At 52.0% G+C, this 12,528-nt stretch carries 13 protein-coding genes; 4 read left to right on the top strand and 9 right to left on the bottom strand.

The window, feature by feature from the left end:
* Positions 1–322: 322 nt before the first annotated feature.
* Together tsr and O3S68_RS19830 are read left to right on the top strand one after the other, a co-directional pair.
* Positions 323–1,993, top strand: coding sequence for a methyl-accepting chemotaxis protein (tsr, locus tag O3S68_RS19835; protein ID WP_269232280.1), 1,671 nt, complete (start codon positions 323–325; stop codon positions 1,991–1,993).
* A gap of 85 nt (positions 1,994–2,078) precedes the next feature.
* On the top strand, positions 2,079–2,891 hold the full coding sequence (locus tag O3S68_RS19830; RefSeq protein WP_269232279.1) for a GNAT family N-acetyltransferase: 813 nt from the start codon (positions 2,079–2,081) through the stop codon (positions 2,889–2,891).
* 3 nt (positions 2,892–2,894) lie between these two features.
* Here O3S68_RS19830 and opgB read toward each other — a convergent pair whose 3' ends face one another.
* The 8 genes from opgB to O3S68_RS19790 form a co-directional block, all read right to left on the bottom strand.
* A complete protein-coding gene (gene opgB, locus O3S68_RS19825; protein ID WP_160271218.1) occupies positions 2,895–5,183 on the bottom strand; it encodes a phosphatidylglycerol--membrane-oligosaccharide glycerophosphotransferase in 2,289 nt (762 codons plus the stop codon).
* Positions 5,184–5,406: 223 nt separating this feature from the next.
* Complete coding sequence (locus O3S68_RS19820) at positions 5,407–5,904, bottom strand: DUF2501 domain-containing protein (protein WP_269232278.1); 498 nt, start codon at positions 5,902–5,904, stop codon at positions 5,407–5,409.
* A 75-nt stretch (positions 5,905–5,979) separates the two neighbouring features.
* On the bottom strand, positions 5,980–6,717 hold the full coding sequence (dnaC, locus tag O3S68_RS19815; protein ID WP_020456444.1) for a DNA replication protein DnaC: 738 nt from the start codon (positions 6,715–6,717) through the stop codon (positions 5,980–5,982).
* A gap of 2 nt (positions 6,718–6,719) precedes the next feature.
* Positions 6,720–7,259: a primosomal protein DnaT gene (dnaT, locus tag O3S68_RS19810; protein WP_097407449.1), complete on the bottom strand. Its 540-nt coding sequence runs from the start codon at positions 7,257–7,259 to the stop codon at positions 6,720–6,722.
* Between the two features lie 160 nt (positions 7,260–7,419).
* Entirely contained in the window at positions 7,420–7,848 is a 429-nt protein-coding gene (locus O3S68_RS19805) for an organic hydroperoxide resistance protein (RefSeq protein WP_020456446.1), read from the bottom strand.
* An 82-nt stretch (positions 7,849–7,930) separates the two neighbouring features.
* Positions 7,931–8,386: a MarR family winged helix-turn-helix transcriptional regulator gene (locus tag O3S68_RS19800; protein WP_097407450.1), complete on the bottom strand. Its 456-nt coding sequence runs from the start codon at positions 8,384–8,386 to the stop codon at positions 7,931–7,933.
* 318 nt (positions 8,387–8,704) lie between these two features.
* Positions 8,705–9,178, bottom strand: a complete 474-nt coding sequence (locus O3S68_RS19795; protein ID WP_017457822.1) for a threonine/serine exporter — start codon at positions 9,176–9,178, stop codon at positions 8,705–8,707.
* Positions 9,169–9,945 (bottom strand): threonine/serine ThrE exporter family protein, encoded by a 777-nt coding sequence (locus tag O3S68_RS19790; RefSeq protein WP_020456448.1) that lies wholly within the window; start codon positions 9,943–9,945, stop codon positions 9,169–9,171. The genes O3S68_RS19795 and O3S68_RS19790 overlap by 10 nt, the downstream gene beginning before the upstream one ends.
* Before the next feature lie 533 nt (positions 9,946–10,478).
* On the opposite strand from O3S68_RS19790, the gene O3S68_RS19785 reads away from it, so the two are divergent.
* Together O3S68_RS19785 and bglJ are read left to right on the top strand one after the other, a co-directional pair.
* Complete coding sequence (locus O3S68_RS19785; RefSeq protein WP_269232277.1) at positions 10,479–11,201, top strand: response regulator transcription factor; 723 nt, start codon at positions 10,479–10,481, stop codon at positions 11,199–11,201.
* 11 nt (positions 11,202–11,212) lie between these two features.
* Positions 11,213–11,833 (top strand): DNA-binding transcriptional activator BglJ, encoded by a 621-nt coding sequence (gene bglJ, locus O3S68_RS19780; protein WP_097407451.1) that lies wholly within the window; start codon positions 11,213–11,215, stop codon positions 11,831–11,833.
* Between the two features lie 50 nt (positions 11,834–11,883).
* Here bglJ and O3S68_RS19775 read toward each other — a convergent pair whose 3' ends face one another.
* Positions 11,884–12,342, bottom strand: coding sequence for a YbaK/EbsC family protein (locus O3S68_RS19775; RefSeq protein WP_020456452.1), 459 nt, complete (start codon positions 12,340–12,342; stop codon positions 11,884–11,886).
* Positions 12,343–12,528: the final 186 nt, after the last annotated feature.

Genomic DNA, 12,528 nt, shown 5'->3' with positions numbered 1-12,528 from the left:
TGAATGGGATTTGAAATGTTGAATTGGCTGAAATGCTGGCATTCATGATGGCAAATTACGCGCGCGAATCGGCAGCGATTTGACTGAGTGGTTAGAAAAAGGCGGTGAGCGGTAACGGATGCGTCATAAGCGGTTTTGAGGGCAGGAAAACGCTGGCTGAACTGTGATGTATGTCACGCTAAGTCGTTGTCTTGCAAGGAAGGGAGCGAATTCTGCCGGGTTGTAATCCATGTATAACTGGCGAAAAAATAGCACGTTAAACCATAAAGTTTTCCTATGCCAGGCCGAAAACCTGGTATCTGTTTATAGGGAAAGAGAAAACATGTTGACTCGTATTAAACTTGTGACCAGTTTGTTGCTGGTATTGGCATTATTTGGCTTGTTACAACTCACTTCCGGCGGCTTGTTCTTCAACGCGCTGAAACAGGACAAAGAAAACTTCACCGTCTTACAAACCATTCGCCAGCAGCAATCCACGCTGAACGGTAGCTGGGTTGCGCTGCTGCAAACCCGTAACACCCTTAACCGCGCGGGTATCCGCTACATGATGGATCAGAGCAATATCGGCAGCGGCGCGACCGTGTCGGATCTGATGCAGATTGCCAGCACCTCGCTGAAACAGGCGGAAGCGAACTGGAACGCTTACCAGGCGCTGCCGCGCGATCCGCGCCAGAGCGAAGAAGCCGCAGCAGAGATCAAACGTAACTACGATATCTACCACAACGCGCTGGCGGAGCTGATCCAGTTGCTGGGCGCTGGCAAAATTAATGACTTCTTTGACCAGCCGACTCAGAGCTATCAGGATGGGTTTGAGAAGCAATATGTTAACTACTTGAAGCAGAACGATAGCCTGTATGAACAAGCGGTTCGCGACAGCGAAAGCTCCTACGGTTCTGCGGTGTGGGTGATTATCACCGTATTGATCGTGGTACTGGCGGTGATCGTCTGTGTCTGGGTAGGGATCAAAGGGGCGCTGATTAAGCCGCTCAACCATTTGATCGACAACATTCGCCATATTGCTGGTGGCGATCTGGTGCAGCGCATTGAAGTGCAGGGTTCCAATGAAATGGGCGTGCTGGCTGAGAGTCTGCGCCATATGCAAAGTGAACTGGTGCGTACTGTTAGCGATGTTCGTAACGGCGCCAACGCCATTTACAGCGGTGCCAGCGAAATTTCCGTAGGTAACAACGACCTTTCTTCCCGTACGGAACAGCAGGCCGCTTCTCTGGAAGAGACTGCCGCCAGCATGGAAGAGCTGACCGCCACGGTGAAACAGAACGCCGAAAACGCCCGCCAGGCAAGCCACCTGGCGCTGAGCGCGTCTGAAACCGCGCAGAAAGGCGGTAAAGTGGTGGATAACGTAGTGCAGACAATGCGCGATATTACCGCCAGTTCGCAGAAAATCGCTGACATTATCAGCGTGATCGACGGCATTGCTTTCCAGACTAACATTCTGGCGCTTAACGCTGCGGTCGAAGCGGCGCGTGCGGGTGAACAGGGTCGCGGCTTTGCGGTAGTTGCGGGTGAAGTACGTAACCTTGCACAGCGCAGCGCCCAGGCAGCCCGCGAAATTAAGAGCCTGATTGAGGACTCTGTGGGCCGCGTTGAAGTGGGGTCCACGCTGGTGGAAAGCGCCGGTGAAACCATGGATGAGATCGTTAACGCCGTTACGCGTGTTACCGACATCATGGGCGAAATTGCCTCTGCCTCCGATGAGCAGAGCCGCGGCATTGACCAGGTTGGTCTGGCCGTTGCTGAAATGGATCGCGTTACCCAGCAGAACGCCTCGCTGGTGGAAGAGTCTGCCGCTGCTGCGGCAGCGCTGGAAGAACAAGCCAGCCGCCTGACGCAGGCCGTTTCTGTGTTCCGCATCATGCAAGACCAGCGTAAAAACGCTGGTGCAACGCCAACCAGTTTTGTGAAAGCGGAACCTGCAACCGCGCTGCCGCGTAAAGCCGCGACCGACGCGGGCGAGAACTGGGAAACCTTCTAATCGTTATTCGCGCCCTGTCACACAGGGCGCATTTTCTCCCGCGTCACCGTGCTATGCTCATTGCATCATGTCGCGGAGAAGCCTTATGAACCTCGTCGCTGTTCCTGCCATCCACTATAGTTGCGAAGCGCTGACCACTATCACCGGTGCCTGTTTTGAAGGCTATCGCGTTCCGTTTTCTCTGCCGCCCGATGTTTTTGCACAACGCTTTCTTGCCGAAGGTTTAAGCCTCGTCGATTCCTGCGTCTGGCTGGCGGGCGACACGCCTGCCGCTGTGGCTTTGATTGCCCGGCGTGGCGATTGCGCCCGATTGGCGGCCTTTGCGATTTGCCCGCCATTTCGCGGCCAGGGTGTGGGCAGACAAATATTGCCGCCGTTGATGGCGGGGCTGCGTGCGAAAGGTGTTCGCCAGATGTGGCTGGAAGTCATGAGCGATAATCATGCCGGTATCGCCCTTTATCACGCGCTGGGATTTGCCACCGTTCAGCCGCTGTTTGGCTACCAGGGACATGAGGATGTAGCTGAAGATAATGGTACGTTACAGGCGCGCGATCCGCTGGAAGTGGTGCGCAGCGCGATAAGTGAATGCCATGACCGGCTGCCGTGGCAGGTGGATCCGCTCACTGCGGTATCGCTGCCGGCGCGGGCGTTCGAGTACCGCAAACATGCTTATGCGCTGGTTTCCACCCTCGGTGGTAAACCCCTGCTGCGGTTTATGTATGTGGAGTCAGAGTACCGGCGCAAAGGGTTTGCCTGCGAGTTGCTGCAGGCGTTGAACCAGCACTTTCCGGCGCTTGGCACCACCGTGGCGGTGCCAGAGCGTTTTTCATCCCTGTTTCAGCGCGCGGGCTACGCCACTATGGCCATCAGCCAGTACGAGATGAAAGCGGAACTGTAGCGGTCAGCCTTCACGGTTCACCACTTTGATTTCCACCAGACCAATACCCAGTTTACGCGGCGAATGACCAAGAATATTGCCTTCATTGGTCGATTGCGGTTCCGGCGGCACAATGACCAGCCGGTTGCTGTGAGACGGATTGCTAAAGTGCAGCGTGGTGGTGCTGAGCTCATTACCCAGCGTCAGCGTTTGTTGTTGATCGCCAACACGCACTGGAATCGGCCGGTTAGCATTCGGGCCAAAGGCTTTGGCGGTGATCACCAGCTCGAACTGTTCCGGTAGCGGTTGGTTATATTCGATCGCCACTTCTTCGCCCAGATTGGCATTCGACCAGCGCCCCCAGCTTTCCGGACGAGAGAGGCCACTGAACTGTTTTATCTCCTCCGGCGCGCCCGCCACGTTAAAGACAAAACTGTCGGCTTTGTAGCGAATGCTATCGTCGAGGATCTTCAGGGTATCGACGTTTTTCTGGTAGCGATCGCTACTGATCACCGTTTGTTTAAACGCGGTTTTCCCTTTCCACTGCGCGTTGTCGACACGCTGGACCTGTTGTTCGCCGCCCAGTTGCCCCTGCGAGACGCACCAGTCGGTAGAAAGCGCCAGTTCCGGCGACCATAAACGCGCCATTTTGTAGCATTGGTCGATCCAGACGAAGTTATCGCGCGGGGCGAAATCCGCCAGCTGGAAGCGCAGCGGTGCGGAATACTCACTTTCCGGCAGCGGTTCAACTTTATCCGATACCCGCACCAGCAACGGCAAACGGAACTGGCTGCCAGAGAACGCCACCATCTGTTTATCTGTATCGATGGTGAAGTCTTTCATCTCTTTCGGGAAATTCCACAGCCGGATAATGTCCGGTTTCCACGCCAGCATTTTCGCTTTCATATTGAGGAAAATACCCGACAGCGACTGCCCGGAGAGGCTGCTGCGGCCAAGGCCGAGGAAATTATCGCCGCCGAGAATATCCAGCACGGTTGCGCCGTTATCGAGGGTGCTGCGCTTAATACCGGAGATATCCTGCTGCGGTTCATCGCCGCGCAGCACAAAGAACAGGTTGCTGCGATCGTGCTTGTTGAGGTATTTCCACGCGGTGTTATTCATCGCCAGATGATCCGATGACACCACGATCACCGTGTCTTTAAACCACGGCGACGCTTTGATTTTGTTGATAAGCGCGGCGATATTTTGCTGGCTGCAGGTTACCGCGCTAAATGACTGGTTCGGCTTGCCATCGTAGGCATAACTTTTACGTTCGCAGCCGCGCGAGATAAAACCGTCCGGGTGGTGGGTATCCACCGTCAGCGCAAACAGCGAAAAGCGTTTACCGGAACGGGAGAGTTCCTCGTACTGTTTCCACACGGTATCCAGCACCGTATCGTCATAAAAACCCCAGTCGTTACGGTAATGCGGGTCCGCGACCTCGTTTTTCAGCTCTTCTGCACCGGTCAGGTAATCAAAGCCGTGGGATTTTAAAAACACATCTTTCCCGGCGAAACGCAGGTTAGCGCCCTGAATAAAGTGGTTTTCGTAGCCGGAATTTTTCAGGATGTCGCCAAGGCAAAGATTCTGCGGAAAGAAGCTGGAAACGGAGGCCGACGCGTTGCCTTCGAACGGTGCAAATAGCGGGATGCCGCACTGCGAAGAGACCATGCCGGCGATGGTGTAATCGGTGCCGGGTAGCTGTTCGGTATGGCTAAAATCAATGCCTTCTTCTTTTAGCGCGCCCAATTCCGGCGTCAGGCCGGGAAACGCCTCCTCGTTAAAATAGGTGCGCTCAAGACTTTCACCGTAGATGTAGACGAGGTTCAGTTTGGGGTTGGGGATCTGCTTTGCCGGTACTTTATAAAAAGTGGCGAAGTCAGGATCGCCTTCACGCGTCTGGGATTTTACCAGCTCGGTTATCTGGCGGAACGCCGGGCTGGCGTCCACCGAACCGAGCGCCAGTGCGAGCGCCAGTAAGCTATAGCCGAAATGGTGTGGCAGATGGCGACGACGGCGCAGCACCCAGCCGAGCGCGCAAAACACCGCTACCAGCGCTAATACTAACCCCGCGCCGGGAAGCATATATTTGCCGACCCCCGCGCCTGTCAGGCTGTTGGTCAGGGTGTATAACACCGCGTCGTTGATGCCGTCGCCGGTAAAATAATTGCTGGCGTAAAGGGTGATATTCAGAATGACAAAAAGACCCAGCACCAGCAGGGTGGCGCTAAACCACCAGGTATTACGGCCCGCTTTCCAGGCATAGATAGCCACAGAGGCAAGAAACAGCGCGATAGAGAGCAACTCGGACAACCGTTATTCCTCATCAACGCCAGGCATATTGCTGGCCATTAATTTTTGTAACAGGGCGTATAATTTAATGTTGATGTCACATATCTGCAATTGTAGTGTCACTCTGTGGCGTACTTATTCAGAATTGGTTTAGAAAGGCGTAATAGTGATAGCCGTCGCATTGGCGGCGTTTCGGTAAAGCGGGGAAGGATAACGCCGCGCTCTGACTGAACGCGGCGGGATATCAGGAGAGGAAGTTAACGCCCTGCTTGAGGACGATATCGCAGGCTTTGGATTTCACTTTTTCCGCCAGTGGCGTACTACCGATGTTGCTCAGATTCAGCTGTTCCCCGTTTTTGGTGTTCAGCATGCCCTGGATCCCTTCCAGATAATTGGTGTCCTGTTTTTGCTGAGCGGCACCCAGACCCAGTTTATCCAGCACCTGGTTTTTCACATTTTCGGTGTTGGTCAGGCTGGAGAGCTTATTTTTCACACACCAGCTCATCACGCCCGCCGCATTGTTCATGGTGTCAGCGCTGAGCGCCTGGTTACCGCCATTAAGCAGACCCGTCAGGGAGGAGAGTGAAAGACCCCCTTGCTGGGATTGAGATGTAGTCGATTTCTGGCTGAGTTCGCTGGCGGCGCTGGAAAGCGTGTCCTGCCAGGAGGCGGCTTGTGCGAAACCGGTAAGCAGCGCGCTACCGAGTGCGGCGCTGCAAAGGAGGTGTTGGAGGAATTTCATCGAGAGCAGATCCTGGTATCAACAAAGGCGGCCAGTATACACCCGGGCGCGGTCGCGCCACGGATGGGAAAACTCTCAATACTCTTTACCGGTGACGCGGCTGCGGTAACTTTCCCAGTTGAAGATCACCCACAGGCTGTTGCCGAGACGCATCCTGTCCATCACGCGTTCGCCCAACAGCTTATTCATCTCTTCCAGGTTGCTGTTGGTCAGCATGCCTGTCGGGCGTTTGGACGAAGAGCGGCGATCGACAATCTGGTTGATAATCACTTTTTCGTAGCGGGATTCCGTCTGCATACCGATTTCATCAATCACCAGCAGGTCAACGCTGCTTAAGTCATTGAGCAACTGCTCTTCGCTGTTTTCCTTGTTGCCAAAAGTCTCTTTCATGGCCGACATAATGTCGGCAACGGTAATAATCAGCACCGATTTCCCCCGCAACAGCAGTTCATTACAGATAGCTGCTGCCAGATGGTTTTTGCCGGTTCCGGGTTTGCCTGAAAAGATAAAACTGGCGATGTTACCGTCGAACTCTTCTACATATTGCCGTGCCTGGCTCAGCGCCCGCATTTGGCCTTCCGTCTCAACACGATAGTTATCGAAAGAGCAGTTCTGGTGCAGGGGACGAATGCCGGAACGGTTGAAGGTGCGCTGCATTTTCATGGCGCGGTTTTCGCGCTCCAGCGCCGCCGAACGGATTTCGCCTTGTTGCTTCTGCCACGCCATCAACTCTTCGCCGGTTTTAAAAGCAGGCTTGGTGTTGGCTGGCATCATTTTTTGCAGTCGCTTCATCAATTCGCCGACGTTTTTCATCGTTATCCTCTAAAACCTGGTGGGATTTGATTATCCGGTTCGGACAGGGCGTTAATATCCCGCTTTGCCGCGCCGTTCTGGTTGCTACGGCCTATTTGCAGGCTGCGCGCCAGTTTTTGCTGCCACTGGACGTGATGGAAAACTTTGCCTTCGGCCTGCCAGTAAGCCACGAACGAGGCCAGCTCTTCCGGCGTGGCGGGATGCGCCAGCGCAATGCCCCACATCGCCGCCAGGCGCTGAAAGTCAGCATCCGGCTGCCAGCCCGCATACATGGCGAATTTGCCCATTGGCACATTTACCGGCGCGGCGGCTGGTTCTTCATAGAATTGTGCATCGAGCGAAATGTCGCTCATCGGGCGCGCAAGCTGTGCTTCGAGCGCCAGAAGCTGTTCAAGGCGCTGCGGCGTAATAGCGTAAAACGCGGGGCTATTATTGGCAAAAACGGCGATGGCGCCGCCTTCCGTGCGTGCCAGCACGCAGGCAGGATCGCGCACAAATTCATCAATACCAATGACATTCGGCGTCAGGATTCTGGAAGACATAACGCGTTCTCAAACAGGATTACTACGGATACGGCGCACTGTGTTTTTTTCACACAGGCATAATCACACATAGTAACACAGGGAGCGCAAAGGGCAGAACAGCGTGAAAAAGCCGGGGTTCCCCGGCTTGTGATTTTCCCAAAACGTTGGCTTTTTTGCGTTACGCAATGATATTCAGCGTAACGTCGATGTTGCCACGCGTGGCGTTGGAATAGGGGCAAACAATGTGTGCTGCATCGACCAGTTTTTTGGCTTCAGCGGCATCCATCCCCGGCAGGTGGATATTCAGTTTTGCTTCAATACCAAAGCCGGTCGGCAAAGGGCCGATACCCACTTCGCCTTCGATAAACGCATCTTTCGGCATGGCGATTTTGTCGCGACCGGCGACAAATTTCATCGCACCGAGGAAGCAGGCAGAGTAACCCGCAGCAAACAGCTGTTCCGGGTTAGTAACTTCGCCGCCAGCGCCACCCATCTCTTTCGGCACGCCCAGTTTGACATCCAGTACGCCGTCGGAAGAGGTTGCGCGACCATCACGGCCTCCAGTTGCTTTGGCTTTGGCGGTGTAAACAACTTTTTCTAAAGACATGGCAGGTTCCTTATTATCTGAGGTGTTTGCTATAAAATAGCGTGCTATTTTTTACTGAGAATAAACTCCCTATAAAGGGAGATTATGCCCGTTGAAATTGTTGGCGAAGCCGTTCCAGTTGCTGCTTGATATCGGCAAGCGTTGCGCTATCACAAGCCATTGCACAGCCGATTGCTTCCGGAATCGACGTCGCTTGTTGCTGCAAGTCACGCCCGCTTTCGCTTAGGGTGATCACCACCTGGCGTTCGTCCTGGCGCGAACGTTGACGACGAATCAGCCCGGCGCTTTCCAGACGCTTCAGCAACGGCGTCAGCGTGGCGGAGTCGAGAAACAGGCGCTCGCCAATTTCCGACACCGTGATGTCATCTTTCTCCCACAGCACCAGCATCACCAGATATTGCGGGTAGGTGAGATTCATCGGCGCGAGGAGCTGCCGGTAGAGCTTATGCAGCGCCAGATTTGTTGAGTACAGTGCAAAACAAAACTGGTTATCTAACGCGAGCTGCGCATTCGTGGTTGGAGTCGATGTCTTCTTCATGAGATTGAATATAGATAGCACGCGATTTTATTGCAAGTTATTTTTTCGAAAAAGTATGCGCACAAAAATTTGTCTGCTGTTTCAGCATGATAATGTCGCTTCGCGACCAGAATCGGGACTTTGCAAAAGGGTTGCGAAGGAGCCTGGATCATTGCTCACTGCGTGTTTGGTAAATCGCTGCCTTGAAAAATTACATTTTAATCAAAAAGTTATTCCGCACGTTGCGCAATGGCAGTAAGTTTCTCTGCCCCAAAATTTGCCGCCGCGCAATTCCACCCGTAAGGGCGGCGGTAATTCCGCGGCGACAGAGAACCGACCTTATACGCGGGGGCGTTTGCGATAAATCCACAGCCCAGGAATCGACAGGCCAATAGAGAGTGCGCCGACAATCGATGATGCTTTCAGGAAGTTCGTTAACAGCAAAATCATCAGTTCTTCGCTGTAGCCAAAATGGCCGATCTTGACCGCCGAAATCATTGCAGTATAGGCGGAAATGCCCGGAAACATAGGGATCACTGCCGCCACGGTAAAGACTTTCGGGTGCGCCAGATACCAGCGTGACCAGTGGATGCCAATCGAGCCGACCAGCATTGAGGCGGCAAAAGTCGACCATTCGATATTGAATCCCCAGTGCACCATAGCGAAGCGCGAACCATGGCCAATCGCGCCAAGCAGCGCGCACCACGGTAGAGCGCGGTGCGGCACGTTAAATACCATGGCAAAGCCAACGGCAGGGATGGCCGCCAGTAACATATCCTGCGCCAGCGCCAGGATGAACAAAATCACATCCATCCGCGTAATCCCCACAATGTCATTGCCATTACCACACCAATACAGGTGGCAAGCGTTAATAAGCTGGCGATAGCCCAGCGTGCAAGGCCCGTATTGATATGTCCTTTAAACATATCGGCAACCGAATTAATCAGCGGAAACCCCGGTACCAGAAGTAAAACGCTGGCGGCCATGGCAACGGTGGATGATTGCAGAAAAACGGGCAGCGTCAGCATCAAGCCGGAAACCGTAGTGGCAACAAAAGCGGTGATACAAAAGTTGATTTGCGGGTGTAAGTGGCGGCCTGCCAGCACAAGGCGGACATACATCGCGACACTACTGGCGCAGAAAGTGATAAAAGCACCATCCCAGCCGCCGTTATTGAGCTTGCAAAAGCAGGCACAAGAGAGACCCACCATCAGAGTGACCAGCCAGCGCGGGTAGCGTAAGGGTTTGACCTGAGCGAAGCGCTTCTCGACGTCTTTGCAATCCAATAACTTATGTTCAGTGAGAATGACAATATGCTGAACTTCCGTCACCACGTGCATATTAATGCCGCGATCGCTATTTTTACGGGTTGATGTCAGGCACATTCCGTCTTTAATCGTGGTAAGAACAATGGCATTGGAAGAAATCGAGCTTTCAACACTGTCCATACCCAGCGCCAGTCCCAGACGCGTTGAAAGCTCCTCAACCAGCGCGCTCTCTGCGCCGTGCTGTAACAAAAAAAGGCCACACTGAATGCACAGCCGCGTAATGGCACGCTGTGATGACTGGTCTGTTTGCATGATTACCCTGGTATTGTTGCACTGGCGCTCACGAAGGGTGGAGCGGAAAGCCTATTTTTAGCACAGGACACCGGCTGGATGGCGCTAAGAAAGATCAAGAATTGTGCATTAAATCACGCTTGTTCATGTTCAAAAGGAGAGCTTATCGCATGTTAAGAATGAAGTAATAACAGAAAAGAAACAGCAGATTTTTTTCTGTTTAGCTGAGAATAATGATGAAGTTAGCGTTAATAAGATCTTATATATTATTTAAGATGATTGCTTTTATCTTATCTCAATATGTGCCGACTGTTTTAAATTTCTTATTTTATTATTAATAATGTATCGGATGTTTTAATGCGCATTGTGTAATGTTGACACGCTACTTGTGGATATTATAATTCAGTACATTATATTTATTTCCATTCATAAACTGTGCCAATTTTATGGCGGCTCCATCAAAACGGTGCTGCTACTTTACGCAATATGAGTATTAACTGAGTAAATACTTATAAATAAGGTTGATAGAACGCGCAAATGGAAGCGGAGGCTTTATGCTATCGAGAGACGGCAATCAGGGGATTATCATCAGCAAAACGCCGATACTTAGGGTCGGGATTGGCGGCATTCTTGAGCGACATTTCCCGGAATATGCACTCAATTATTATTCATCAGTGGAAGAGGTTGCACTGCTTAAATTAAAATGCGCCAGATTGATAATCACTGACTTATCAGGGGAGCAGCGTTATGCAAGAAAAAGCTGTCAGCAATATTATTCACTGTTTCCTCAATGCGATAACGCACGCTGGCTATTCTTCGTTTCGCGCAGCCTCTACCCGGTGGCCGCTGAGCTTCTTATGCAGCCCCAAACGACCTTGCTGGCAGATGTCGAACCGATAGAGGGCGTAATTGACGCCATTCGTAATGGGCATAAGAATGTTGAGAATATAAGCAAAACCTTATTGACTTCAGGATGGCATAAACACACCGACAATTCTTTTTCGAACGCAATGTTAACGTTGTCTGAGCGCAAAGTGTTACGCCTCCTTGGAAAAGGATGGGGGATTAATCAAATTGCCACGCTGCTTAAAAAAAGTAATAAAACAGTCAGTGCGCAGAAAAATAGCGCAATGCGGCGGTTATCACTACGTAGTAATGCAGATTTGTATACATGGATTAATAGCAGTCAGGGAATGAAACAGCTGGATTTTGGTACGGCGGACGGAGAGCATAATGAATGGAAAATACCAGGAAGAAGGGAAATGTTGCCATCATAGAAAAATGCATAATGAGCGGGGAGGGCCTACGACATTTATTTGATGAATCTGCTATTAATCACTATCAATTTTATTTTTTTAAAGATCATTCGGCGTTTCGGCAGGCGCTGAAACAGACTTCGTTTTTTTCCGTCATCTATTCCCTTTTTGGTCAACGGAAAGAACGGCTGGAATGCCTGATGTGTCTGCATTTACTCTCCCTTTCTCATCCAGGAATGCAACGCATTGTATTAGCGGGAGATAACCGTGAAGCGCGGCTGGTTGGGCATCTCTCACCCTCACGGTTACACGGGATATTAAGTAAATCATCCCCCCTTGCTGTGCTACTGGAGGAGTTGGTCACGTTGTTTGGGGAGACGCGGCGCATTAACGAAAACATGATTAACCATTGGTATGTGAGCCAGTGTCGTATGCTCAGCCCGACAGAAAGGGAAATTCTGGACTACATGACGCGGGGGTTTTCTGTTGCCGAAATTGCATCGCAGCTGGATCGTAATGTGAAAACTATTCGGGCGCATAAATTCAACGCAATGGCAAAGCTGGGGGTCACATCAGATGTCGGTTTGCTTGATGCGGCGGATATTCTGACATGGAAGCCGCCCTGCGCGCGGGCCGCATCGGAGTTAATGTAAACGTTTTTTTGGGAACTGCGCCAGGCTATCCCTGGCGCTTTGTTAGGCAACTACAGACACACATCAATCCATTTCGCGTGTGTTAATTGCGCCATTCTGTCGGGAGAAATACGAATCGCGCTGTGAATTGCTCCCGCGGCCGGTAACACTTCCTGATAGCGTTTTAACGACACGTCACAATATACCTGCAACGGGTTTTCCAGCCCAAACGGGCAGACACCACCGACTGGATGTCCGGTAATGGTGACGACCTCATCACTGCTTAGCATTCGGGCTTTCGCGCCAAAGGTATTTTTTAGTTTTTTATTATCAAGGCGTGCATCACCTTTCGCGACGACCAATATCACTTCGTTTTTCACTTTTAACGACAGTGTCTTTGCGATTTGCCCTGGTTCGACATTATGCGCGGCGGCGGCGAGTGCCACGGTCGCTGTACTTTGGTTAAGTTCAATAATATCGATGTCGGGGGCGTTATCGGCAAAGAACTGCCGTACGGACTGCAAACTCATGATGTTCTCCAGCAAATGACCGCCATTAATCTGTCACAAGCCTGTTATGCGTGTAAATAACCGGGCATAACAAACATCTTACTGCCAGATTCTCGATCCTCTTCACAATCGCGGAAACCGGTTACAGTAACCGGTTGCAGTGTTAACAAGCCGGGTTAATACTCATTTTGTCATTTCCCTCTGTTC

This window comes from Kosakonia sp. SOY2 (genome assembly GCF_027109175.1).
Classification (GTDB): domain Bacteria; phylum Pseudomonadota; class Gammaproteobacteria; order Enterobacterales; family Enterobacteriaceae; genus Kosakonia.
Note: the sequence above shows the minus strand (reverse complement) of the source record. Positions and strands in the feature narration are given on the sequence as shown.

What these genes read in the sequence shown, in the direction of transcription:
- O3S68_RS19790 (WP_020456448.1), bottom strand. Translation starts at nt 9,945, where the DNA reads ATGCAAACAGACCAGTCATCACAGCGTGCCATTACGCGGCTGTGCATT.
- dnaT (WP_097407449.1), bottom strand. Translation starts at nt 7,259, where the DNA reads ATGTCTTCCAGAATCCTGACGCCGAATGTCATTGGTATTGATGAATTT.
- O3S68_RS19805 (WP_020456446.1), bottom strand. Translation starts at nt 7,848, where the DNA reads ATGTCTTTAGAAAAAGTTGTTTACACCGCCAAAGCCAAAGCAACTGGA.
- O3S68_RS19775 (WP_020456452.1), bottom strand. Translation starts at nt 12,342, where the DNA reads ATGAGTTTGCAGTCCGTACGGCAGTTCTTTGCCGATAACGCCCCCGAC.
- dnaC (WP_020456444.1), bottom strand. Translation starts at nt 6,717, where the DNA reads ATGAAAAACGTCGGCGAATTGATGAAGCGACTGCAAAAAATGATGCCA.
- O3S68_RS19785 (WP_269232277.1), top strand. Translation starts at nt 10,479, where the DNA reads ATGCTATCGAGAGACGGCAATCAGGGGATTATCATCAGCAAAACGCCG.
- O3S68_RS19820 (WP_269232278.1), bottom strand. Translation starts at nt 5,904, where the DNA reads ATGAAATTCCTCCAACACCTCCTTTGCAGCGCCGCACTCGGTAGCGCG.
- tsr (WP_269232280.1), top strand. Translation starts at nt 323, where the DNA reads ATGTTGACTCGTATTAAACTTGTGACCAGTTTGTTGCTGGTATTGGCA.
- O3S68_RS19800 (WP_097407450.1), bottom strand. Translation starts at nt 8,386, where the DNA reads ATGAAGAAGACATCGACTCCAACCACGAATGCGCAGCTCGCGTTAGAT.
- O3S68_RS19795 (WP_017457822.1), bottom strand. Translation starts at nt 9,178, where the DNA reads ATGGATGTGATTTTGTTCATCCTGGCGCTGGCGCAGGATATGTTACTG.
- bglJ (WP_097407451.1), top strand. Translation starts at nt 11,213, where the DNA reads ATGAGCGGGGAGGGCCTACGACATTTATTTGATGAATCTGCTATTAAT.
- O3S68_RS19830 (WP_269232279.1), top strand. Translation starts at nt 2,079, where the DNA reads ATGAACCTCGTCGCTGTTCCTGCCATCCACTATAGTTGCGAAGCGCTG.